At 37.7% G+C, this 25,187-nt stretch carries 24 protein-coding genes; 21 read left to right on the forward strand and 3 right to left on the reverse strand.

Translation table 11 applies throughout. The annotated features are described in order from the left end of the window. Positions 1-141 precede the first annotated feature (141 nt). From H9647_RS10900 to H9647_RS10945, 10 genes are all read left to right on the forward strand, one after another. Positions 142-1,155: a S66 family peptidase gene (locus H9647_RS10900; RefSeq protein ID WP_191799794.1), complete on the forward strand. Its 1,014-nt coding sequence runs from the start codon at positions 142-144 to the stop codon at positions 1,153-1,155. Between the two features lie 175 nt (positions 1,156-1,330). Next, a complete protein-coding gene (locus H9647_RS10905; RefSeq protein WP_191799795.1) occupies positions 1,331-1,978 on the forward strand; it encodes a VOC family protein in 648 nt (215 codons plus the stop codon). A 178-nt stretch (positions 1,979-2,156) separates the two neighbouring features. Beyond that, a complete protein-coding gene (locus H9647_RS10910; protein WP_191799796.1) occupies positions 2,157-3,611 on the forward strand; it encodes an aldehyde dehydrogenase family protein in 1,455 nt (484 codons plus the stop codon). Between the two features lie 17 nt (positions 3,612-3,628). Continuing rightward, entirely contained in the window at positions 3,629-4,495 is an 867-nt protein-coding gene (locus H9647_RS25990) for a methyl-accepting chemotaxis protein (RefSeq protein ID WP_191799797.1), read from the forward strand. 229 nt (positions 4,496-4,724) lie between these two features. Further along, positions 4,725-5,405, forward strand: coding sequence for a hypothetical protein (locus H9647_RS10920; protein ID WP_191799798.1), 681 nt, complete (start codon positions 4,725-4,727; stop codon positions 5,403-5,405). A gap of 325 nt (positions 5,406-5,730) precedes the next feature. Further along, positions 5,731-7,788: a pectate lyase family protein gene (locus H9647_RS10925; RefSeq protein ID WP_191799799.1), complete on the forward strand. Its 2,058-nt coding sequence runs from the start codon at positions 5,731-5,733 to the stop codon at positions 7,786-7,788. A gap of 204 nt (positions 7,789-7,992) precedes the next feature. Then, a complete protein-coding gene (locus H9647_RS10930) occupies positions 7,993-8,904 on the forward strand; it encodes a helix-turn-helix domain-containing protein (protein ID WP_191799800.1) in 912 nt (303 codons plus the stop codon). A 128-nt stretch (positions 8,905-9,032) separates the two neighbouring features. Continuing rightward, positions 9,033-10,025, forward strand: a complete 993-nt coding sequence (locus H9647_RS10935) for an aldo/keto reductase (protein ID WP_191799801.1) — start codon at positions 9,033-9,035, stop codon at positions 10,023-10,025. A gap of 274 nt (positions 10,026-10,299) precedes the next feature. After that, positions 10,300-11,169 (forward strand): GNAT family N-acetyltransferase, encoded by an 870-nt coding sequence (locus tag H9647_RS10940; RefSeq protein WP_191799802.1) that lies wholly within the window; start codon positions 10,300-10,302, stop codon positions 11,167-11,169. A 753-nt stretch (positions 11,170-11,922) separates the two neighbouring features. Next, positions 11,923-13,125, forward strand: a complete 1,203-nt coding sequence (locus tag H9647_RS10945; protein WP_191799803.1) for a glycoside hydrolase family 5 protein — start codon at positions 11,923-11,925, stop codon at positions 13,123-13,125. A gap of 586 nt (positions 13,126-13,711) precedes the next feature. On the opposite strand, the gene H9647_RS10950 is transcribed toward H9647_RS10945, so the two are convergent. Both H9647_RS10950 and H9647_RS10955 read right to left on the reverse strand, forming a co-directional pair. Beyond that, positions 13,712-14,323: a hypothetical protein gene (locus H9647_RS10950; RefSeq protein ID WP_191799804.1), complete on the reverse strand. Its 612-nt coding sequence runs from the start codon at positions 14,321-14,323 to the stop codon at positions 13,712-13,714. Between the two features lie 12 nt (positions 14,324-14,335). Next, the gene (locus tag H9647_RS10955; RefSeq protein WP_191799805.1) at positions 14,336-14,809 is read right to left on the reverse strand and encodes a peptidoglycan-binding domain-containing protein; all 474 of its coding nucleotides are present in this window, start codon (positions 14,807-14,809) and stop codon (positions 14,336-14,338) included. A gap of 374 nt (positions 14,810-15,183) precedes the next feature. On the opposite strand from H9647_RS10955, the gene H9647_RS10960 reads away from it, so the two are divergent. Both H9647_RS10960 and H9647_RS25995 read left to right on the forward strand, forming a co-directional pair. Continuing rightward, positions 15,184-15,330 (forward strand): DUF3006 domain-containing protein, encoded by a 147-nt coding sequence (locus tag H9647_RS10960; RefSeq protein WP_225229212.1) that lies wholly within the window; start codon positions 15,184-15,186, stop codon positions 15,328-15,330. Positions 15,331-16,949: 1,619 nt separating this feature from the next. After that, entirely contained in the window at positions 16,950-17,078 is a 129-nt protein-coding gene (locus tag H9647_RS25995; protein ID WP_263621317.1) for a hypothetical protein, read from the forward strand. A 446-nt stretch (positions 17,079-17,524) separates the two neighbouring features. Here the strand turns inward: H9647_RS25995 and H9647_RS10965 are convergent, their stop codons facing one another. Then, the gene (locus H9647_RS10965) at positions 17,525-17,950 is read right to left on the reverse strand and encodes a hypothetical protein (RefSeq protein ID WP_191799806.1); all 426 of its coding nucleotides are present in this window, start codon (positions 17,948-17,950) and stop codon (positions 17,525-17,527) included. A gap of 270 nt (positions 17,951-18,220) precedes the next feature. On the opposite strand from H9647_RS10965, the gene H9647_RS10970 reads away from it, so the two are divergent. The 9 genes from H9647_RS10970 to H9647_RS11010 all read left to right on the forward strand — a co-directional run bounded on the left by H9647_RS10970 (position 18,221) and on the right by H9647_RS11010 (position 25,032). After that, the gene (locus H9647_RS10970) at positions 18,221-18,832 is read left to right on the forward strand and encodes a hypothetical protein (RefSeq protein ID WP_191799807.1); all 612 of its coding nucleotides are present in this window, start codon (positions 18,221-18,223) and stop codon (positions 18,830-18,832) included. After that, positions 18,813-19,154 carry a hypothetical protein gene (locus H9647_RS10975; protein WP_191799808.1) on the forward strand — a complete coding sequence of 114 codons (342 nt, stop codon included), beginning with the start codon at positions 18,813-18,815 and terminating at the stop codon, positions 19,152-19,154. The genes H9647_RS10970 and H9647_RS10975 overlap by 20 nt, the downstream gene beginning before the upstream one ends. A 553-nt stretch (positions 19,155-19,707) precedes the next feature. Continuing rightward, on the forward strand, positions 19,708-19,968 hold the full coding sequence (locus H9647_RS10980; protein WP_191799809.1) for a hypothetical protein: 261 nt from the start codon (positions 19,708-19,710) through the stop codon (positions 19,966-19,968). Between the two features lie 312 nt (positions 19,969-20,280). Next, positions 20,281-20,895: a hypothetical protein gene (locus tag H9647_RS10985; RefSeq protein ID WP_191799810.1), complete on the forward strand. Its 615-nt coding sequence runs from the start codon at positions 20,281-20,283 to the stop codon at positions 20,893-20,895. Between the two features lie 794 nt (positions 20,896-21,689). Next, positions 21,690-21,959: a hypothetical protein gene (locus H9647_RS10990; protein ID WP_191799811.1), complete on the forward strand. Its 270-nt coding sequence runs from the start codon at positions 21,690-21,692 to the stop codon at positions 21,957-21,959. Between the two features lie 253 nt (positions 21,960-22,212). After that, positions 22,213-22,623, forward strand: coding sequence for a hypothetical protein (locus H9647_RS10995; protein WP_191799812.1), 411 nt, complete (start codon positions 22,213-22,215; stop codon positions 22,621-22,623). 164 nt (positions 22,624-22,787) lie between these two features. Next, positions 22,788-23,396, forward strand: a complete 609-nt coding sequence (locus tag H9647_RS11000; protein ID WP_191799813.1) for a hypothetical protein — start codon at positions 22,788-22,790, stop codon at positions 23,394-23,396. Positions 23,397-23,912: 516 nt separating this feature from the next. After that, the gene (locus tag H9647_RS11005; protein WP_191799814.1) at positions 23,913-24,299 is read left to right on the forward strand and encodes an Imm41 family immunity protein; all 387 of its coding nucleotides are present in this window, start codon (positions 23,913-23,915) and stop codon (positions 24,297-24,299) included. Between the two features lie 250 nt (positions 24,300-24,549). Beyond that, positions 24,550-25,032 (forward strand): DUF5412 family protein, encoded by a 483-nt coding sequence (locus H9647_RS11010; RefSeq protein WP_191799815.1) that lies wholly within the window; start codon positions 24,550-24,552, stop codon positions 25,030-25,032. Positions 25,033-25,187 lie beyond the last annotated feature (155 nt).

The raw sequence follows: 25,187 nt of genomic DNA on the forward strand, positions 1-25,187 counted from the left end.
CTCCTCCTACAACCAACCTTATTCCGTATCTATTTCATTACATTGGTATTAAAAAACAAAAAACATATTATTCTAAAAAAAGATAGTTTATAATATCGGAAAATTAAAAATTCACTAAAAAATAGAAATGGGAGGAATCCGATGATTCAGTATCCATTTTTAGAAAAGGGAACGACCATTGGAGTTACGGCACCTTCATCGGGAGTTGATAAGACATTACATAAACTGCTTGAGCAGGCAGTCCTTCGTCTAGAGGCGAAAGGATACGGCGTGGTTTGCGGTCAAACGGTGTGGACTCAGCATAAAGCGAAATCAGCACCTGCCAGCATACGCGCTGATGAACTAAATGATTTTTTGCAGAATGACAAAATTGGTATGATTTTTCCGCCTTGGGGTGGGGAGTTATTAATTGAGATCTTGGATCAGATTGAATACGAACGAATTCAGCCAAAGTGGATCCTGGGTTACTCAGATACAAGTGTGTTGCTGCTGGCCATTACGCTTATGACGGGAATTGCTACAGCGCACGGTACGAATCTGATGGATATAAGAGGAATATACTCGGACGAGACGACTGCCATGTGGGAAACGGTTCTAGCTACACGGCCTGGTAAAACAAATCAGCAAATCTCTTCAGAACAATATCAGAAGAAATGGAACCACGAGGAGCCTTCACCCTGTATCTTCAAATTAACAGAACCTACCGAGTGGAAGACGATATTAGGATCGTCTGTTACTTTGCGAGGGCGTTTACTTGGTGGCTGCATTGATGTTATCCGGCATTTGATAGGGACTCCTTATGGTGATGTGCAAACATTTCAGCGTCAGTATATTCATAGTGAACCCATTCTTTGGTATTTAGAAAATTGTGAACTCAGTACAACGGACCTTCGTAGGTCTCTTGTTCAAATGAAACTGGCAGGTTGGTTTGCTCATTGCAGCGGTATTTTATTTGGACGAAGCCATGCGAATAAGTCAGTAGAAGGTTATGATGAACGGGATGTATACAAAGAAATTGCGGAAGAACTGGGTATCCCTGTCGTTTACGATATAGACTGTGGGCATATGCCACCTCAGATCACGTTGGTGAACGGAGCAGTAGCAGAGATTGAGGTGAGGAATGGCAAAGCTGCAATCATACAGATTTTTGAGTGATAAATCTTAGCCCCTATTCGTTAGAAGACAAATATGATCCGATTTTCTTATGGTTTTAGTAGAAAAGTTCGACAGTTACACATCTTGTTGGCTTCCATTATGTTAAATTAGAAGTGCAAAACATAAAAATATCTTAGGATTGGTGTGGTGAATCTTGATTTTTGAGGAAGTTATATTGAACACTCACGAATTAAAGGATTTAAAAACATTCTATGTCCAAACCATAGGACTAGGTTTAGTAAAAGAAGATACCAATTCATTTACAATTGCCGTTGGGGAAACGAATCTCACATTTGTTCTAACCGACGAGGAAGAGAACCCTTTTTATCACTTCGCAGTGAATATTAATGAGGACAAATTTAAACTTGCTAAGGCATATCTGTCAGAACGGGTTACTTTGCTAAAAAGCGAATCGCAAGATGAGTTCGAGTTTGAAAGTTGGAACGCTCATGCTGTCTATTTTTGTGATCCAGCGGGGAACATTGTTGAATTTATCGCTCGCCATAATATCAAAAGTAAAAGTGTTTCTTCCAATGAATTTACGAATGAAGATATTCTATGTGTTAGTGAAGTGGGATTACCCGTTCCTGATGTGGAAAGCGTGGTCTCTGCATTAGAAGCAGACATGAACCTGCCTTTATGGAAAGGGGATCGTTCCATATTTCAGCCTGTCGGGGATGAACATGGACTGTTTATTGTAGTTGTTACAGACCGGATTTGGTTGCCAACGAGTAAGAAAGCTACCATTTTCCCGATAACCATTAAAATAAAAGACAATGATAAAAAATACAACTTCTCAAATTTGCCTTATCAAATTATATAAAGAGTAATCATGATGAAGTCGCCATCTAGGCGACTTTTTTAGTACCTATACAGCAGCTTTAAGTTAACGTATACAGTTATGAGTTTCAACTTATTTAGAAGTAAAGCTTAATAACCACGGGCGATGTGTCGATATATAAATAATACTAACTTAATAGAGTGTACATAGGAGGAAGAAAATGCAGTTTACAGACTTAGGAAAACAATTTATTAATGGGGTATGGAGAGATGGTAAGAGTGAAAAGACGTTACCTGATATCAATCCATATAATGATGAGGTTATTACTACGTTCCATATAGCAAATGTCGCTGATATTGATGATGCATATCAAGCAGCACACCAAGCAAAACTCGAATGGGATAAGGTTAACGCATACAAAAAAAGAGATATTATAGAAAAAGCAGTTACATACATAGAAGCAAATGAAGAAGAGATTACATCCCTGATCATTCAAGAACTGGGTGGAACGCGGATGAAAGCAGCTTTTGAGATTGGCCTAGTGAAAAATATGATTAAAGAAGCAGCTACATTCCCGATTCGTATGGAAGGCAAGATTTTACCTTCTACGGAAGATGGTAAGGAAAACAGATTGTATAGAAGCCCAGCAGGTGTGGTAGGAGTAATTAGTCCATTTAACTTCCCTTTCTTCTTGTCCATGAAATCCGTAGCACCCGCACTCGGTGCCGGTAATGGCGTAGTATTGAAACCGCATGAGGATACACCAATCACGGGTGGAACTCTAATTGGTAAAATCTTTGAAGAAGCAGGGTTGCCAAAAGGTCTCTTGAATGTGGTTGTTACCGATATTAAAGAGATTGGCGATGCATTTGTAGAACATCCAATTCCAAGAATTATCTCCTTTACTGGATCGACAAAAGTCGGAAGTTATATTGGTCAACTGGCCGTTAAAAACTATAAAAAACCATTGCTTGAACTGGGCGGAAACAGTGCGTTTATTATTATGGAAGATGCAGATATTGATTATGCAGTACAAGCTGCAACGTTCAGCAGATTCACACATCAAGGCCAAATCTGTATGTGTGCGAACCGAATTGTTGTACAGAACTCCGTTTATAAAGAGTTTGTAGCTAAATTCAAAGAAAAAGTCGCTTCGTTAACGACAGGTGATCCGAGTGATCCACAGACGGTAATTGGTCCGGTTATCAATCATCGTCAAGCAGAGACACTTCAAAAGCTAATAGCAAAAGGTATTGAACAAGGCGCAGAACTTCTCGTAGAAGGAAAAATCACGGGCAGAATGGTAGAGCCGACCGTTCTCGTTAATGTGAAGACGGATATGGCAGTGGCTCAAGAAGAGTTGTTTGGCCCGGTAGTATGTATTATTCCGTTTGAGACCGAAGAAGAAGGAATTGCCATAGCAAACGATACACCGTTTGGACTCAGCGGAGCTATTCATACATCCAATGTTGAGCGCGGAGTAGAGATGGCGAAGAAAGTTCACACAGGCATGATTCATGTAAATGATATTACGATTAATGACGAGCCGATTGTAGCATTTGGCGGCGAGAAACAATCAGGAATGGGTCGTCTGAATGGACAATGGAGCTTGGATGAATTCACTACGATGAAATGGATTTCAGTCAACTACGGACAAAGAAGTTTTCCATATTAATGGGTGGGGGAGATACCATGAATCAGGCATCAGAAGATCACACGCAGCACGAGCTGATTAGAGCTTTTGTAAAGATCGCTCCCTTACTGAAAAGACTAACGAATGATGACATTACGATTGGTATTTATGATACCGAAAAACTGATCATTAACATTCCAGGCAATACATTCTCACTGAATGTCACTCCTGGCGACCCTTTGGTAGAAGGGGATATTGTAACAAACGCCATTAGAAATAATACCGATCTTTCTGCGGTTGTTCCAAAAGAGCTATTTGGGTTTCCGCTTGCTGCACGTGCGATACCATTGCATGATGAAGAGGGGAACGTCATTGGCGGTATTGGGATGGGGACGAGCTTAGAAAAAGCGAATAAGCTGTTTGAAATGGCAGAAAGTTTCTCCGCTATTGTCGAACAGACTACGGCATCTATAGAAGACATCAGTCAGTCGGTAACCCACCTTAACGATCGGGTAAGCGGCATAACAAGCCAAATGAATGACGTTAGTTCTAGTGCGCAGGAGATTGGTAAGATCTCTAGTGTGGTTAAGGAGATATCAGATCAGAGTAATATGTTAGGGCTTAATGCAGCTATTGAAGCGGCAAGAGCAGGAGAAGTGGGAAGAGGTTTCTCTGTCGTAGCCGACGAGATTCGAAAACTGGCGACAAGTTCTAAAGAGAATGTGAATCAGATTAATGGTATCACCAAGAACATTCAAGAACTTCTGATGCTATTAAATCATGCTTTTGCGGATGTCCACGCATTAACAGATACGCAGGCTATCACGATTAGAGAATTCTCAGCAACGATTATGGAGATAAGCAACAAAGCCGAGGAACTAGCACAAGTTGCTCAAGAAACACTTTATACAAAAGAAAACAAATAAGTGTTCTTAATACTCTTACATCATGTTATGTAATGGAATAACTATCGAATGAAAAGAGGAAATACAGATTTCTGTATTTCCTCTTTTTTATTTTCACGATGCTTATGAGCTTTGTAGTGTAACCTTCCGAACTATTTTATGTTAGATTAAATGAACAATATGTAATTATTAACAAGAGCAAGAATGAGCTAACCTTTAGTATAGGAATAATGTATTTGGAGGCGGGGATATGGCAATCTTCAAAAGAAATAAACGAGTAAGCTGGATCATTACAATTGTACTTCTTAGTGGAATCCTTTTTTTCTTTATCTTGTTTCTCAATGATGTACCGGGCGGGTTTTCAGACCGCCGTGTATCCAAGGCTTTAGGAATGACGAGTACGCTCAAGATTCCACTTGGCAAAACTCCGGAAGAGGCTGTCCAGAAATTTAGAGGGAATGATTCACCTAACCGAGTTATTTATCAAGAAACTGTTGAAGAGGGAGTTCTCATATTTATGAATCGTCCCGAAAAAGAGGATACGAGCAATCTTCAAGTGGAGTTTGTACGAAAAGCACGATTTGGATGGAAGTGGGTATGGGGTGGAGGATTTGGTACCTCGAGGGCAAACGCTGCTCTTATTTATATGAGCATGGCTGGACTAGATGATATTCCGACCCCTTTTCCCTTGATCTTTGGGAATGTTTTGGACCCATCAATAAAGAGCATAACTGCCGAGACCAAGGAAAGTGGAGTCATTAAGGCAAAACTAATCCCTATTGATCCAGATAAAACAATCTGGTTTGTGTTAATCCCTTCTGCAGTTGTTCCTCCTATAGAAATTAAAGGTTTTAACCAAGAAGGTGGACTCGTAGCTGATGGAATCATCAATGATTTTGACGATAGTAATAATATTGAACTTATACGCTGATGTAATCAAATCCACGACACAGAATTTTTACTTAAAAAGAAATAATGGTGACTGGATAAAGAAAGCAAAAAGTATAATTATAATACCATTTAAGGGGGTAATATATCTCCTGATTTTATAATTTTGATAATCGAGAAGAAATGCAGATTTCTGTATTTCTTCTTTTTTATTCTCTGGATACTTGCATATTAAATTCAGGTGAATAATAAACTGAGCTTATGATTATTGGCAATTTATGTTGATTTGAATTAATAATACTTCCAGCCTATATCTGTAAGCGCTCTTTTGTCCGATAAAAAGAATTGAATATGAGAGGAGTAATTTTATGCGTATACGAAAAAAGTTTAACAAAATGGTAATTCTGGCGCTGAGCATAAGTCTTGTGCTTTCGTTCTGGGCGAGTCAGCCCGTTCAGGCCAATGTATGGTCTCAGGATACTTTTGAAGAAGGTGACGCCCACTGGTCAGCCACAAGTGGGAATTGGTCCGTCGTTAGTGATCAGGGAAATGCGGTATATTATCAATCAAGTAATAGTGAAGGCCGAACTTCTGCGGGTGATCTGGAGTGGAAGGATTATTCCGTTACAGCAGATGTGAAAATTACAGATTTCAATGGTTCTACACGTACTTATGTAGCTGGACGATACATAGATGCAAACAATTACTATGCTGCTTCGCTGTTCAACAATGCTGGTGGGAAACTGGAGATTCGTAAAAAAGTCAAAGGTTCGTCAACGACATTAGCCACCAAAGCTGACTATGAGCTTAAGACAAATGAGTGGTATCAAATTAAACTTGAAATGAAAGGTTCAACGATTGATATGTATGTGAATGATGTATTGGAACTTTCCGCTACAGACACAGATCTAACGCAGGGAAGTGTGGGGCTCGTAACCATAAAATCTGCTGCGATGTACGATAATGTAAATATTTCAGGTGTAACGCCATCCTTACCAGTGCCTTCACCTGAAACACCGATCGACCCACCAACGGAAACGCCAGTTGATCCACCAGTAGATCCGCCAACGGAGATGCCAGATGATACATATGCGCTTAGTGAATACAATCTGAGTGGCTTTGCAACGGGAACTACAGGTGGAGGTCAAATTGCAGACACGGATCCTCGCTATGTTAAGGTATACAATGCTTCGGATCTCGCTCTAGCCTTGAAGAAAGGTTCGAAATACAAGGTCATAGAGATCATGAATGATCTAAATCTTGGCTGGAATGAGATTCCTGATGCGGCTAAGGTAGCACCTTTTAGCGCACATAATGCAGCACTGACACACCCAGTATTGAAGGAGACAGGGGTAAGCAAAATAAACATCGATAGTTTTGATGGACTGACAATTTTTTCGTCGAGCGGAGCAACAATTAAACATGCTGCCTTTACTTTTAAACGGAGTAACAACATCATTATTCGCAATTTAGAATTTGACGAGTTGTGGGAGTGGGACGAAGCTTCGAAAGGCGATTACGATAAGAATGATTGGGATTACATTACGGTGGAGAATAGCAGTAATATCTGGATTGATCATACGACATTCCATAAAGCCTATGACGGACTTATCGATATTAAAAAAGGCAGTAATGGTGTAACGATTTCTTGGTCTTCATTTGTCGGGGATGATCAGAGTTCCAACAGCTGGGTTACTCAGCAGATCAATGCGCTTGAAGCGAATAAAACGGCTTATCCGATGTACGCTTATTTGAGAAGCAGTTCTGTCGGAATGAGCAAAGAACAGATTATCGCGGTCGCAGCAAGCCAGAAGAAAGGCCATCTCATTGGAGCCAATGAGTTTGCTACGGATAATCCAGATCTAGAAGTCACCTTGCATCACAATTATTATAAAGATATTCAGGACCGTATGCCTCGTTTACGAGGAGGTAACGTGCATGCATATAACATTGTCATGGATAATGCGGAAGCTTGGACAATGAAGAACAACATTACATCGGATATGGCTAAGGCTATTTCTGCTAAAGGGTATCATTTTGGAATCACTAGCAATGGTGCCATCTCTACCGAAAATGGTTCAGTGTTACTAGAGAAATCCGTTATTCGTGGTGTTCAGTACCCGCTTCGTAACAATCAGGTTAGTGCGACTCAAAGTAAATATACAGGTAAAATTACAGCCGTAGATACAATCTATGAGCTGGATGAACTTCAGTATAGAGGTGGAAGTGAGGATGCTGGTAGTCCACTCTCACCAGTTCCAGCAGCAGTAATCCCTTTTTCTTGGAACGGTTTTAGTGTATTGCCGTACAGTTACACGGCAGAAGATCCTGCGGGACTTCAGGCAAGATTAACGGCTGCAAATGGTGCAGGCGCAGGTAAGTTATCCCTGAACACGACTCAATGGCTATCAACAAACTATAATTAAAAATTGAATAGTTGAATAATAGATCCTGATTAGAGGGCTGTCCTAATGTAGATTTTCTACGGAGGGACAGTTCTTTTTTACAGATGTGAAATATGATTAGTAGCTTGAGCTAAATAAACAAATGATTTGAGCTTAATAGTTAAGTATCTATTCCTTATTCTTGTTATTCTATAGGTAAAAGATAAAAAAGGCGGGACTCTGCACATGTCTATAAAAGTTAGAAAGACAATTAAGGCACCGCAAGAAATGGAAAAAGCACCTGATAAAAAAGGAAGCTTACATCAGAACGGGTTAACCGTTATTACTTTTTGCTTGCATACACAAGGTAAAAAGGGAGCCTTCTTTCTAAAGGATCATCTTTTGCTGTTCGTAAAGTCGGGCATTTATACGGTTCGCTTCAATGAAAGAGAATACACTGTTCGGAGCAACGAGATGATATTTATTCATAAATCGACCCTAATTGAGTACGATAAATCGGGGGAGCACGATTCAGATTACACGCTTGATTACATGATGTTTTTTCTGAATGAACAGTTGCTGGAGGAATTTGTTCAATTCGCTGATGTGGAACTAATTTCACCAGTAGACGATTTTATACCCGTATCCATCATGCCTGTTAATGAACTTACCCAATCATATTTTGAGTCGTTACAGCCCTATCTTGAAAAGCCTGAGAATGTCAGTGATGGACTGGTTAAGGTGAAAATGATGGAATTGTTATTTCATCTGGCAGATTCAAATGAACGTTTTTTATATCAGATGCTGTATTCTAATAATAATAAAAATCATAGTATTGGCAGAATAATGGAGGAGAATTTCACCAACCCCGTTTCACTTCATGATCTTGCTTATATGTCGGGAAGAAGTCTGTCGACGTTTAAACGAGAGTTTCAGGCAACGTATCATACGTCCCCTTTGAAGTGGATTCGCAACCGTAGGCTCGATGAAGCCAAGAAGCTGTTGTTAGAAACGACACTCTCCGTCACAGATATATGCTACACCATTGGATTCGAAAATATCGCCCACTTCTCCAAAGTGTTTAAGCTGCAGTTTGGACTCTCGCCTTCGGAATATCGAAAGCGATTCACGCAAAATGAGCTGAATGGACAAGCGTAATGAGCTTATCAGCAAAGAAACTTATTACCGTACTTGATATGCTTATCTCATGCTATACATTCAATACAGCTTGTTCATACTGGAAGTAAATGTGTGGACTCATATCTATAAGGAGAGGGGTTAAACAAATGAAATATAGTAAACTTGGAAATACCGGATTGGATGTTTCACGGCTTTGTCTTGGTTGTATGGGATTTGGAGAAGTAGGACCTAGCTCTCACAAATGGATACTTAATGAAGAGAACAGCCGTCCAATAATAAAGAAAGCGCTCGAGCTTGGCATCAACTTTTTTGATACAGCGAACGTATATGCACAGGGAACAAGCGAGGAAATCGTTGGCAAGGCACTCAAGGATTACGCAAACCGAGACGAAATTGTTCTTGCAACAAAAGTTTTTTCTCGAATGCATGAAGGTCCGAACGGTGCTGGTCTTTCTCGAAAGGCGATTATGAGTGAAATCGATAAGAGTCTCAAACGACTCGGAACCGACTATGTAGATCTATATCAAATCCACCGCTGGGATCACAATACGCCGATTGAAGAAACGATGGAAGCACTGCATGATGTGGTGAAGGCTGGTAAGGCAAGATATATAGGAGCATCTGTAATGCACGCTTGGCAGTTTCAAAAGGCTTTACATGTTGCGGAGAAAAATGGATGGACCCGATTTATATCAATGCAAAACCACTACAATCTGATCTACCGTGAAGAGGAAAGGGAGATGATGCCGCTGTGTAAGGAAGAAAATATAGGTGTCATTCCCTTTAGTCCGCTTGCGTCAGGCCGACTGACTCGTGATTGGCAGGAAACTACACAGCGTTCTGAAACCGATCAAGTGCAAAAAGTGAAGTACGATGCAACTGCGGAAGTCGACCGGGTTATTATCGATCAAGTCGCAGCCATTGCACAGAAACATGACGTTCCCCGCGCTCAAATTGCACTTGCCTGGTTACTGCAGAAAGATCCGGTTACAGCTCCCATTATCGGTGCTACGAAAATAACACATCTGGAAGATGCAGTAGCTGCGCTTTCGATTACGTTAACCCCTGATGAGGTAGCACTGCTGGAAGACTCCTATGTACCTCACCCTGTATACGATGCTATTGCAGGTTTTAAATAATAAATAACTGGTGACTGTTACGGACAAAGAAAAGCGATAAGTCGGCCACTTAGCTGGTTGTCTTATCGCTGGTTCGTGCAATTAGATATTCCTCGTAACCCCTAACTGAAAGATCATCTAACGAAACAACCTCACAAAAAAACTTATCTCTATGCCCTTTTTATCAGCATATCTCATTAATCGTTGAAAAGAATAAATCAACAAACCGTAAGAATGAACGATTAGTTAAATAATCCAGAAAAACGTTGAGCAGATGAAAAAGGGGGATATTGCAATGCAATTCAAGATGTATACGGATGTCCATGAGTTTTACAATAATACCTATGACGTACTGATGCGTCATGAAGCACAAAATTTGATTCCTCTTGGCAATATCATAATGGGGCATGAAGGAAAAGACAAAACAGACTGGCGTGATCCTGTAAATTGGTTTATGGCAACTATTTCGGACGCTAAGGGCATACGACTTACCGCCTTAATGACACCGCCGCACAATATTACGCTTTATGCAACAGACAATATTTTTAACCCAGAGGCTATAAACTGTCTGATAGATGGGCTGAAAGACCGTGAAATTCCTGGCGTGATAACTGAAAAAACCTTGGCAGAGTATTTTGCCAAAGAATATACCTTGCGCAAGGGAATAACCTTTAAAACAACCATGAGCCAACGTATATATGAACTTACAGCAGTAAACTCAGACATTCAAAAGGTTGGTAACGTTCGATTGCTAGATGAAAAGGATATTCACTTTTTCCCGTACTGGGCTGAAGCATTTTATGCTGCTGGGAGTTATGGCAAAACAGAAATGTCCATCCCGCAAGATGTAGAGCCTTACCTCTATCGAATAGCATCGAAAAAACTCTATATCTTAGAGGACAACGGGATACCCGTTTCTATGGCAGGATATACTAGGGAATTGCAGACGGCTATTGGTGTGGCATTTGTATATACCCCTCCATATTTACGAAGGAAGGGTTACGCTACTTCAATTGTGGAGCAAATAAGCCAACTTGCATTGGATCAAGGGTTTACTAAGTGCGTTTTATATACAGACTTAGCAAATCCCACATCTAATAGCATCTATCGAAAGATAGGATATATGCCAATTTGTGATTCGCTCCAGTTAAAATTCGAATATTAGAATGATGCGGACAAAACTTCTACTAACGTAAAAATAAGAGCATATACAGTAAAGACAACGAGGTGCGTTGTGGTGATGTATCGCCGTTTTCGTAAACTGAAACAGTAAACAGGTTCAATCACGTATATTACCGTTGATTATCAATATTGATAATTAGGCGTATATAACTTAAGTATTGAACTAAAGAGAACTTTAACGTCATTATGAAGCTAACAAGCGTATAGGTGCGAATTGATAGAAGCCTGGGAGGTGAACATATGAACGAAGTTATTAAAAAATACTCTATTGGGTATTATCGTTTTTATTGTTGCTTTGCCATTATTTTTTCTTACAAGCTCCGATGTTGAAGCTGAACTAACCTATTATGCTGCTATAGCATATGATCTTTTATACTTAGCTAGTGTTGTTATATCTACGGAAAGTAGTTGTCGAAAGAAACGCCTCGCAGTATTAATATCTCTGGAGAGCCGTTTGTGATAGCCAGACATTACGTCGACTATCATCGACACAGACTTGACTCTGTATGCGAATGGTACGAATTAAAGATAAGTTATGTTGTAACAAACTATCGAAATAATTGAAATATTATATTCGTATTCCATAATTGTGTTATTCTAATGCTGTTAGATGATAATATGGTTTGTTTGATCCATAGAGAGAGGAAGGGAGGAACGAAATCTCGAATTAATCTATATAAAGAGAGTGACCGTACTGCTTGCTAAAACAATAATATGATAAGCGGAGGTTTTTGTTATGCTCACAAAAATGAAGAAATATGGCCTATTAAGCCTAGCTTTTGTAATGCTGGCAACAGTTTTATTTACCGTTTGGAACACCCGCCTATCAGCAGCTAATTTCAGGTCATTGCAGGCTTCTCAAATTGTGTCGGAGATGGGTGCAGGATGGAATTTGGGAAATCAGCTTGAAGCAACGCTGAACGGCACACCGAATGAGTCCGCTTGGGGCAATCCTGTCATTACACCGCAATTGATTCAAAAGGTGAAGGCTGCCGGCTTCAAAACAATTCGAATCCCTGTATCTTATCTCAATAGTATTGGAAGCGCTCCCAATTATACAATTAACGACGCATGGCTGAATCGAATTCAAACCGTGGTTGATTATGCTTATAATGAAGGCTTGTATGTTATTATTAATCTTCATGGTGATGGATACAATTCCGTACCCGGCGGATGGTTGCTGGTGAATGGAGGCAATCAAAATGCCATCAAGGAAAAATACCAAAAGGTTTGGCAACAGATTGCTACTAGATTTAGTAACTATAATGAGCGTCTTATTTTCGAATCTATGAACGAAGTGTTCGATGGAACTTACGGGAATCCCAATTCGGCATATTATGCTAATTTGAACGCTTATAATCAGATTTTTGTGGATACGGTCCGTAAGACCGGAGGCAACAACAATGCTAGATGGCTCTTGATTCCTGGCTGGAATACCAATATTGATTACACTGTAGGTAATTACGGCTTCGTGCTTCCAACGGATAATTTCAGATCTTCAGCTATTCCTAGCTCGGAGAAGAGAATCATGATTTCAGCACACTATTACTCTCCGTGGGACTTTGCAGGTGAGGAATCCGGTAACATTACACAGTGGGGAGCAACTGCAACTAATCCTTCCAAGAAATCTAATTGGGGACAAGAAGACTATCTGGAATCGCAATTCAAATCCATGCACGATAAGTTTGTAACTCAAGGCTATCCGGTAGTAATTGGTGAATTCGGCTCTATCGATAAAACAGCGTCTGATTCAAGTAATAATGTATATCGTCAAGCTTTTGCCAAAGCTGTGACAGCAACCGCTAAGAAATACAAATCGGTTCCAGTTTATTGGGACAATGGCCATAACGGACAGCATGGTTTCGCTTTGTTTAACCGTTCGAATAATACTGTTACCCAACAAGGCATCATTAATGCCATCATGCAAGGTATGCAGTAAAGAAACATTGCTCTTAACCGTACAAAAGGCATGTTCCCGTAAAAGGGGGTATGCCTTTTTTTGTATCGTAAAGACGACAAGAATATGATACTTTGCGTTTGCTCAAGACAAGAACTTCTATACAATCCCGTTGGACCAAAAGCGCGCGAGTTATTAAGCTAACGGGCAGAATAGTTTAACAACCACTAGAATTAAATTCATATCTAGATTGAATGTTTATCTCATTAACAGAGAGCTAATATAAGAACAGGTGCCCATATATCAATAGGCACCATAAGTGTTCGAGAATTACTTTAGATTATTGATGGAGATGTCTAGCCGGTTAGAGATTTGCGGGAAATTGCCAATGAATACTTTTTTTGTTTTGGTCCCCTGCCGAGTATTGCCAATATAGTTGGCTCCTACTAAAAATAAACTAACGCTCCCAATTCCCTTTATTTAACTTTTTATGTAATTATCAAAATACAAATACATATAAAGAGAATAAGATGTCTATACTCTAGTTTTAATATGGCGCTCTAGCCAGTCAGTATTTAAAAGCCAAAGTTCCGTTGTCGGTTACTTTGGCTTTTATGTAGTGACTCAATTATTCTTTAATTTGACCAATAACATTCATGACATCATCAAGAGTACCTGTTATTGTAGAGGCAGTATAGAAATGATCCGATGTCATTAAATGAACGACTTTTCTATTCTCCCCATCTACATAGGCAGCAGTGTAATCATTAATTTTGGTTACTTGTACTTGTTCCAAATGATAGGAGTTTTCTAAACTTGCAATAGTCTCTTCATCAGTTAGAGTAGCGGGCACTTGAGTAAAGAGAATTTCACTACCAGATTGAGTGTTATAAAATGTCCGGAGCTGAAGCCCAATATCTGTTTTCCTTGCATATATTTCACCTTCGGTTAGTAACGCATTACTTTTAGTGACAGAAGATATATCTGGAACCGATTTAGGGATAAAGATTTCATTAGCCGACACTGTGGAAAGATCCACAGTTCCTTCCAGTTGAGTATCTTGATTTACTGTTGCGTCATTGTTTACAGCTTGCGAAGACTGAGCTTCTTGATTAGTTACTACTGAGCTTGTTGTAGCTTGAGCTTGTGCAATGCTATTCCCATCAGCGTAAGAATGGTAGATGAATCCTCCACTTGCAAGAATAGTGGCCACGCTTGCAACAAATAATGTTTTTTTCATTTTTCATCCTCCTTAATAAACGCTACCAGAGTTAACGACGGCGTTATTACTCTTATACAATAATTGATAGGACAAATTAGCATTGTTATTTTTGTTAGCATACATCGCCCAATATGTTGAGCTTTCCCCTGTCCATAAAGAGAAACTTACATCAGGAACTTCTACAATGGTATAGGAACTCATCTTATTCCAAGTCCCTGAACCAACTATACCGTCAGATGTTAGTTTGTGACTACTTTGAAAGCTTTTTGCCGCGTTAAACGTACCTGTTCCGAAACTGCCATCGATACTTCCGACTGTAGATTGTAACCCAAAGCAGTACAAATTAACTTGTAACGCCTTTACATAACCACCACTATTTCCACTTTTAAGTGTAGGGAAACCAGCAAAATCCACTGCTGCGCTTGCAGAAGCTATACCCGCCGCCAACGAGGAACCTAATAGGGCCAATGGGATAAGCTTTGCTAATAGTTTCTTTTTAAACATAGTTTAACTCCTTCCAAATAATAGTTTCATATATTAGAACACGTGAAAGTAGCAAAAAGTTATATATTTTAAAAAAAGTAAAAAAAATACAATAAGAGATTAAACTGTACCCTTTGTAAAGTTTAATCTATATCAGCTAATATCTTGTCAAGATTATCGGTAAAAGGAACTTAAATCATGATGACAAATAACCCTCCAACCCATTTTTTGGAAGCTTACACCAATTCAAAAAAGTTTGGCAGTGCGAAAAGATTTTTGATCTTCAGGATGACATAAAGCCAATGAACTAGCTTATTTGCCATGCGACTAATGCTATTTTATGTTGCTTTCCTTCTGCTCTTTTGCGATGTAAAAAATAAAAAGGAGGTTAATGAATGAAAGGAATCTTTGATCGGTTTGAAGGTGATTACGCGGTAATCGAAATAGATGGACAGACACATGATGTTTCTAATTCCATTGTTGATGCTTTTATCAAAGTGGGAGATGTAGTTACGTATGGAAGCCAAAACCGACTGAAATAGAGCAACGAGAGAAGCAAATTGAGAAGCTTATGGACGATGTTTGGGAAGATTGATCGATAATTTATTTCTACAATTATAGTTTACTTATTGTAAAAACCTGATTACGCTTTTAGAAGTCGGGTTTAATCTATTTATTCTATCTGATTTCTGTTCAGCGTTATTAACCGTTTGGATATTTCTTCTAAACCAGTTGAATTGATTGCAGAAATGGCTGTTATGAATAGGTTTTTTTAAATAAATGGTTTGAAGCAAGACCGCAATGAACGAAGTTATGTAATAAAATAGAATAATATATTATTATTGAAATTTATTTGGCAATTTAATCGATACAGCGAGCCCTTTTAGAACTATGCAAATACCGATTTTTGCTGGATCGTTGTCGACCGTCAATTCGATGACGTCAAAGGACACCCGAATCGGGTGCTCTTAGCTTTTGCTCAACCAACGATACGATGAACCCTATTATAAGAAGAAATGCTGATCATTAAGCTAACGGAAAAACGATAGTTGAACACAGCAGGGAGCAGCTTGCCAGTTGGCAGTTGCTCCTTTTAGTTATGCAAACCGGCAGGATAGTGCAATGTTCGTTGATTATTTTCACCGAGTTGTAGTAGACTCTTTTAAATTAGAATTAAAATCGGTATTAGGCAGAACATTAGGCTCTGCCTAATACCACACTGAAAGTGGGGTCAGTTTTCCCTTATGCTCTTTTATATCTTTAAGCGGATTGAGTTCTTTTTTTGTCTTGCAAAAAAATCATAAGAAAACTTCTGTAAATGGATTTTGTTACTAGAAAAAGTACAATTACATTGAAATAAAAAAATAAACTAGCGTCACACCTGAACGAGTCTTTTCAGTTGCTTTAGCTGAGAAAACGATCTCCAGGGCGACGAATAAAGCAAACTCTATTTTTGGGCAAAATCAGCCGAAAACGCTGATTTTGCTTTTTTTCGATTAACTCTAAAATGGAGCATAGGAGGATTATTTCCCAAAGATACGAACTCTCATTTTCATAGTCTAGCTTTCAATTACTAGGCAACTTTTGTGTGCAGCCGTTCTAACATATTCACAAAACAACGGATTTTAGACATAAGTAAAATAAAAGTGTATTTATCTTTGATAACGGACCAGTTTATATGCGAAGATGAAGTGAAAGGGAGAGTGTTTATGAGGGGACGAATAACGTCTATATGTGTATTGTTTGTCGTAGCTTCACTTTTAGGGGTGAGTGCTCAAGAGGTTGCTTATATGTCTATGTTTGATAAAACAGGTTTCGGTAGTCCTGAGGCATTAGTGTGGTCAACTTACTTGAGTTGGTTCTTCTTTGTGGTGATGTATATCCTTATAGCTGTTTCTGCCATTAAGAAAGATACTAAAGGCAGTAGTGTGAAGAAGGTTATATATACTTTGTTTGTAATTTTATCGATACCCATATCGGTGTGGTCGTTTTTTGTATTTGGGATGAATATAAGGTATTAAAACACCAATGTTATACTTATAGAAACGAACTTTGCTTAGAGATACAGCCTCACAAATTTATTTAAAATGTTCTGTTCTAAAGAATGGGGGAAAAATGTTAAATAAACTTGGTGCAAAGATTGGTATCCGCATATTTATGGATGAATACGAGAGATTGGCCGGTATTGGATATGCAGACGTGGAGTCTTGGATTGATCCTATTGCAGCAAGAAAGCTTAGCGCTGATGGAATATCCGAAGATGAAAAAAATTATTGGTAGCGGAGATTAGAAAAAAAATTTCTAGAACAGTTAATGAAGTGTAGATTAAGCTAACGGAAAAACGTTAGTTCAAAATAAGAACAAAAAAACAGCCGACCAAAAACTCAATGTCATTTAGTTAAGCTTTAAGACAAAACCTGAATTAAATTTAAAACGGCACGGGAAAAAGTCCTGTGCTGTTTTTTTGGTGTAAGTAAAAAAGAGCACAGCAAACAAAGCAGATGAAATATCCGCTAAAAAAAGTTTGTGTGAAACGGATTATGCTACTCTGTAGACGAAGCTAACAACGGATCTATACTGAATTTTTCGTGTATTCTTCTGCCCTTGACGAATAGATCGAATTGGCAACATGTTTTTACGAATCAGCGCTTCCAAATCGGGTGGGGATTCGTCGTCTCGTAAGCGCAGAAAATGTCTACAAACGTAAACAGAGACCGTAAAGTTTATGGGTACCGTTTATCCACCGTGCGAGGTAATCATTTTAGCAAAATTGTACATGATCATTTTTGCGAAGGAATCTCTTGGGTGATGGATTCTTGTCTCTTTGCGTGAAAATTTGTCAGACCAACAGGGTATTTTGATTTCATCAGGGGGGAAATCAGTAGCAGAAAGATTGGTAATGATCGTTTTATAAGTGCCATTAGGCAGGATAAAACGAACAACCCGAAAGGAAATTGGATAAAACATGCGCTCATTCAAATCCAAGAAATCAAATGTAGAGGTGGAAGGGATGTACTTGTAAAGCTCGGGCTGAGCCTTAACCTTTTGTTTTTTGATGAGTGTCCGATGAACATCAATATCAAACTCTCTACTGATGGCAAAACGTAATCTCGAAAAAATACCATTGGAGTTTACACCCTTACCCGTATGACATAGTTCCAACCTTTGCGTTCAATATGCACGAAGTTATTGTAACTTTTGATATTTATTAAACCTTTTTGGGGCGGATAGATGGGGGCCGCTTTAGATAATATTAAAAAATTAAGATTATTCCTAACTTTATAGTTCCTTATTGCGTTATTTATGTAAGGGAACAAAGTTACTCGACATAATCTATCAAATTAAATGACAGAAGGAGGTTGTTTTCCTAGAAAAATTAATTCAAAATACAAAATATAGTAAATATCCCAAAAAAAGAGAGGTAGAGAGTTAATGAAAAAACAATTTGGCAGTTTATTATTGGCAACCGCTATGTTGGTAGGTTCAGCTGGTATGGTTGGTGCTGAAGCTTCTCCTGAAGCTGAAGCAAAGGAAGCTTTGACTAGCTATTATGAGGGATTAAAGGCTTTAGATCCCAAAACTATTCTTAATAATAGTAAAAGCATTGCATGGCCAACCCGGGCAGAATACGAAACTGAAATTCAAAGTCTCGCTACAGTAGAGGGCTACGAGAATGTCAAAGTAGTAGACTACACTGTTCTTGAATTTGAAAAAGTAAGTGACATTCATTTTGTTGCAACAGTAGATAATGAATATGCCAATGGGCGTGACTTCCCAGCATTTGAATTGCCTGTAATTCAAGAAGATGGTGAATGGCTTGTAGTTGAACGGGGCGTAACATTTGTAGAAAAAGATGACTATGCTGCTGAAAAAGCATCGTTTGCAAAATCTGATTCTGCGGCACCTGCAGAGGAAGTAGTTGGGGAAGATGAAGTATATGTTGCAACCATTTCTTCAAATCTCCCGGATCTCTTTGCTTCGATTCCTGAAAATTCAGTAGACTTATCCAGCATTCAACCGTTACGTGACCATCGAGTGGTATGATCGTCGAATTCCAGCATCCGCCGTAAGTCGTGTTGCTGGAACCTTTTCGGGCCCGTATAACACAGGTACTAGGATTCACGGATGGCAAGACCTAACACTTCAAGGCACTGCATATGTTGACTATCGCCTAGATGAATTCCTAGGAGGATCTGCTTATACACGAGTAAGTGCTGTTAGCATCTACAAGAATATCCCAGAAAGTGATACAGGGAATTGGTTCGGCGTATATTTTAATGATGTACCAACCTCTACGCCGCTTTCACTAGAGATTTATAACAGACAGGCAGTGGCTGTGGATGTTGCGGGTAACATTTATAACTAATACTTAGGCTTAAAAAAAGATGTCCTTAATAGGGCAATGTCATTAAGATAAGCTCTAGATAGGACTAAGAAAAAATGAAATTCGAAACGGCATGGGTAAAATACCTGTGCTGTTTGTTTTTTTTTTGATACAAGTAAGAAAAAAAGAGCACAGCAAACAAAGCAGGTGGAATATCCGCTTGAAAAAATGTTTATGTGGACTGAATTATGCTACTCTGTAGGCGAAGCTAATAGCTGATTTATAGCGGATTTTGGGCATATTCTTCTGCCCTGGGCGAATGGGTGGAGACGGCAAAATGTTTTTGCGAATCAGCGCTTCAATATCGGGTGGAGGTTCATCGTCCCGTGAGCGCAGGAAATGCCTACCAACATAAACGGCAACCGTAAAGTTGACTTGGTATGGGTAAAACGTTAGTTCAAGAAGAAAAAGTAAGCAACCGATCAATAGACCGGTTGCTTACTTTTTCTTTAAGATATTCGGCAGTTAGTTCCAATATGTGGATTGTATTGTTAAAATAAAATAGTTACCTTTTTATGTAAGGGAGAATGATTTAATGAAAGGTCGAGTTTATGTTGAGTATAGAAGGCTAGGTTTTTTTGCTGTAGAGACCGCGGACGATGATTTCTCCATAATTGAGGTGCGAAATGGACTTCCTTCTTTAGAGGACGAGCTGATCGGGGAGCTTAATTCGCTTGGCGAACAGCAACTATACAATGAGACAACAAAAGAAGAATTAGATGTGTCCATAAAATTTATACATGCAACACTCGCCGAAGCGAAGAACTATATTAAAGGTGCTATCAGAGGGAAATAGTTAGATGATTAACCTAACTGTAAAACGTTAGTTGAACACAGCAGGGAGCAGCTTACCAGTTGGCAGCTGCCCTTTTTGTTATGCAAACTGGGCAGTATAGTTCAATAAATGTGTGGTAGCTGTGTAGTATAGATGTTTTGTGGATGAATGCATGTTTGTTAATATTATTCCCTATTACTAAAGAGTCATTATAGAAATAATATTAATATTGGTAAATTATGACTGATGAGTATAACGATGACGTGATATACTTCTCTAGTAATATTTAAAGAGCAAGGAAAAAATATATAAGTATATAGGGGATGGATGAAAATGAAGAAAAAAATACTTTCCTGTAGTCTTGCTGCTACATTACTTCTTGGAGGAGCATATACCTTGAATGTATACGCCAGTGATGAAACAATATCCAATACAACAACTGTAACAGCTTCATATAAAGTGGAACAAACTGCTGATGTATCAACTGACTACTCGTATACAACTACTCCTTTATTAGAGGTTTATCAAGCAGGAAATCATATTCCTTTGGATTTAGTAGGCAAGCCTCTTTCTAGCAAGTCTAAAGCTGCAGTCACAGAAATTAGTGAAAACCCAATTATTGATTTGAACGCTTTGGCAACTGATTTTGGTGATGAAATTCAAACTAGAGTTGATTATAAGCTGAAAAGTGGATCTGAGATCCAAATTTTTCAAAATGATATACAGGGAACTCAAGAATCAACAGTAGAATATTTTAAAAATTCGGAATATTATGATGCCGCTAAAATCAGTGTAGAGGAAATTAATGGATACAAAGCAGTAATTATAGATGACCAACCAAAAGTCGTATATATAGTATCAAACGATCATCTTTATGTAATTGCAACTGTTGATCCTGATGTGACAGTTGATTACCTTAAAGCGGTAGCTATGCAAATCCATGAGTAATAAATCTATAAAAGTGTGATGTTAAAAATCGATGATATATTTGCTATAAAATCATTATCTCCAACCCATACGGTTATACAGTCCCAAGGTATTCAGGTAAAGGCTAGCAAGGATAATCTTGAAAACATTGTACTCCGATTTGAGAGGGTTTAAGTAATAATTTACAGCAACAAATCATTTCATCTTTATCGATATAATTTGACGTTTACGCTAACGAAAAAACGTTAGTTGAACACAGCAGGGAGCAGCTTGTCAGTTGGCAGCTGCTCCCTTTTAGTTATACAACGAGCAGGTTAGTTGTGTGATAGAATGGTTTTTTTGTTAGAATTAAACAAAACGGAGGGGGTGATGCACGTTGGATAAGAAGAAGTACTTTATTCTAATGCCACCAATGTTTATAATTGGGCTATTTTTACTTTACTTTATTCCAGCAAATCAGAGACATTATGTGTCGTTAGTTCCTATTGTATTTTGGTTGATATATTACACTTGGATATTTATTGATAGGAAACAAAAGAAAAATTAATGGGAACCTACTCAAAATTGAGAAAGTAAAAAAAGAGTTTTTTTCTTTTAATTACATAAACGGAGGAGCAATAATAATCGTTATTGAATTTAAATTACTTGGTCCCCTATTCAACTAACGGAAAAACGATAGTTGAACACAGCAGGGAGCAGCTTGCCAGTTGGCAGCTGCTCTCTTTTAGTTATGCAAACGAGCAGTTTAGTTGAATGAAGAATTATTTGTAACTTTAATAATGAAATTAACGTTAAGTGATAAAGGAGGAAGGGATATGAAAGGGATTGCTACAATGTTTATCTTTCTGATTTTTATTATAAGTGGTTGTAATACTGCAGAATTAAAAGTAGCAGAAGAACAAGCAAAATTAAGCGTTATTGAACAACATACTAAACACATCGGCAAAGTCAAAATACTATCGGTAGACCTCAAAAGAAATAGCTATTTAATTAAGTGGGAAAATGAAGAAAATTGTGAGAAGGGTATCGATTCTGTCGACGGAGAAAGTGGAGCTATTGAAATGATTGAGGCTTCAATCTGTTGAAAGTATTCTTATAAGTAGAAAGCATTGTTATTGAATTTAATAGGGATTGGAGAGGGGAAATGAGTAATTTAATACGATTTGGTCTAATTGTCATTTCATTAATTCTTACTTTAATCGGATTTTTAAAACTATCCAACAGTCCAAAAAGCTCAAGACTCAACAAGTGAGTATATAAGGTCGGTAGGAGGAAGTTTAGATACAAATACATCAACTAACGAAAAAACTTATTTAAAAAAAAGGAGTTAAGGCCAACGTGAAAACGAAAAAGGATATATTATTTCTTCTAATTGCATTAATACTGGCAGTAATTATCTTACTAAGTTTTTGGTTTTACTCTAGTAAAGCTTATTATCCAACGCTTCCTTTTGAAGGTATATCAAAGAAAGAAGTTGTTGAAAAATTGGATAAGAGTAACAATGAACTAGTTGAATTATCAAAAGTTAATGGATTTTATTGGCTCGGTTATAGCGGAAATCAACAAGAAGGAAGAGACAAAGTCATAAGGGAGATGGAGGATCAAGGGTTAAAGTATGACTCTTACGAGGGTTCTGGGATATTTTTTGAAGGTGAAGGAAGGATTATTATAACAGGGCAGATGTGGACTACCAATTATGTATTATACAAAGTGCCAGCAGAAAGTTATTTAGGTGCAGGGGATCATTAAATTCACAACTGGTTAATTACGCTAACGAAAAAACAGATTTTAGGATGGTAATATTGGAGATTTTATAAGTTTCACTGTCACATGTAAGATAGGCTCTTATTGTTGCTAGTGGATTGGGGATTTCAATGTAGATTAATCAAAATAAAAAAGGAGGATTCAAATAAATGAACAAAAAATTTTTAGCGAGTATCATAACAGCGGCATTATTAGTCGGTGGAAGCACATATACTTATACAACTTTCGCATCAGAAGCTAACTACAGTTCAAACGTAGCAGAAAAATCAACTTTAGAAAATACAGAGATACAAGAAGATCATAATGTAACAATTAAGCCTATTTCTACAGTGCCAAATGATCAAATACACATACCGTTGGATTTGGCTAATCCAAGTGTGATTGAAAAGTATTCCGCGGACATAACAGATGATAATCCGATTAGTGAATTATTAGGTAGTTATACAACAGACTATGGAGATGACTCTATCGAAGTTAGTGCAAATTATATTTTAGAAAGCGGTTCTGCTGTAGATTTTATCCAAGTTCCTTTAAATATAACTCCTGAAGAAGCAGTTGATTTCTATACTTCCGGTGTATACTCAGATGCAGAAATAACAACTGGAGAGGTTAATGGATACAAAGTTGTATATGTTAAGGGAGAAGCAAGAAAGGCTATTCATATGATGTCTGAAAGGTATGCCTATACTATTAATACTGTTTTTGATGATGTAAGTATTGAGTACCTAGAGGAATTAGCAAAACTTATCACAGAATAACAGATGAAATTATGGGCTTTTTCTTCAGTGCTTTGAGCAAAACTTAAATAGCTTAAATGTTTTCTTATGTACATGTTTGTAAAACAAATTAAATTCAGCTTGCATGTTTATCTCTAGAACCTTGATTTACATATCAGGGTTTTTTTATTAGGGTGCTGTTGACTACTATATTCGTTACTATCCTGACATTGAAGACGAAGATTGAAACTCATGGCATGGTAGAGTGGTGGACAGATAATAATTTCGAGAATGGTTTATAAACAGGGCGGTGGCTTCCTTGATTAATCTGAAGGATTTTGATGACTTAAGCGTAGTTAACAAGCTATTATCTGAATGCATGTGTTCTGATGAAGAATAAAATGATTGAACTAACGAAAAAACGTTAGTTCAATACAGGATAGAGCAGTCTGCCGATAGCATTTGTTGATCTAAAGGGCAAGATAGAGTGTTCACTTCGCGAACACTTCACATAATGAAAGTTTTGTTAAATGTGTCATAGGTGGGAGGTAAAATTTAATGGACAAAGACTTAGAAATACTATTTATGAATGAAAAGGTATTAGAAGGTAGTTTTTTATTTTACTTCCATGAAAAAAGTTCTTTTCAAGAGGGTGCATTCTGGGATTACTATAATAGTGTTATATCAATAACAAGCAATAAAATTAAGGATGAATTAGAAGACGATAATGCTACCACAAAAGCAATTGTATACACACATAATGAAATATTGAAGAAATTTATACATCACTTATCTCCCAATGATATGTATGAAATTAAAAACTTCCCAATCGATAATTTACATTTGTATAATGAAAGATTGAGTTATATGTTAGAGGGATATTTCAAAGGATTTGTTATAAATGAAGACTTATATGATGAGGACTTAAAGAACCCGATGTCATAGCAAAATGGCTAGGAAGAGAATACATGCTATCACCTGCTAAAAATTATTCATCGCATCATAATAAAACATTAAGCTTACGAAAAACGATAGTTGAACACATCAGGGAGTAGCTTGCCGGTTGGCAGCTGCTCCATTTTCCGTTAAGTTAACCAGCAGGTTAACTTAATACCGCATTGAATGATTTTTTTGGTTTTATGGTATAATATTACATTAGTGAATTGTTTTAGATCAATGAGCACCAGGGGGCTATATGAAAAAAAGATATGTTATTATTCTACTATTGATTTTTGGTATATCATTTTTAATTGGTTATAATAGGTACTTTTATAATTTTAAAAGTCTTGATAACGCAACATTATTTTCAGATTCCATAAAATCACCAGATGGTAAATATAAAGCTAGCCCGTATTATTTAAATTATGGTGGTGCAGCAGGTGGGGTAAGTTATATTGTCGAAGTTGAACAAACTCAGACTGGTGAAAAGAAAAAGGTATATTCAAGTAACCATAAAGATGATTTTTCGATATCTTGGAAATCTATAGACGTCCTTTCTATAAAAAATGAAAGTCCTACATATAATGAATATAGAAATATTGATTTGAATGTTAATACGGATATATATGAAGAATCAGGAGCTGCCTGCCGAAGTTTATTACTTAAAGAGAAATTTGAAAACTGCTATAAAGCTGAGGACATTAAGGTGCCTCTTATTTTCAAGCTACTAGGTTATTGAGCTAACGATAAAACGTTAGTTCAAGAAGAAAAAGTAAGCAACCGATCAATAGACCGGTTGCTTTTTCTTTAAGCTACTGGGCAGGATAGTTTAATTCACTTCGCGATGCAGATTTTTCGGCTTAATATCGAAACTTTTTCCAAGTGTTTATAGTC

The sequence above is a fragment of the Paenibacillus gallinarum genome (assembly GCF_014836635.1).
Lineage (GTDB): Bacteria > Bacillota > Bacilli > Paenibacillales > Paenibacillaceae > Paenibacillus > Paenibacillus gallinarum.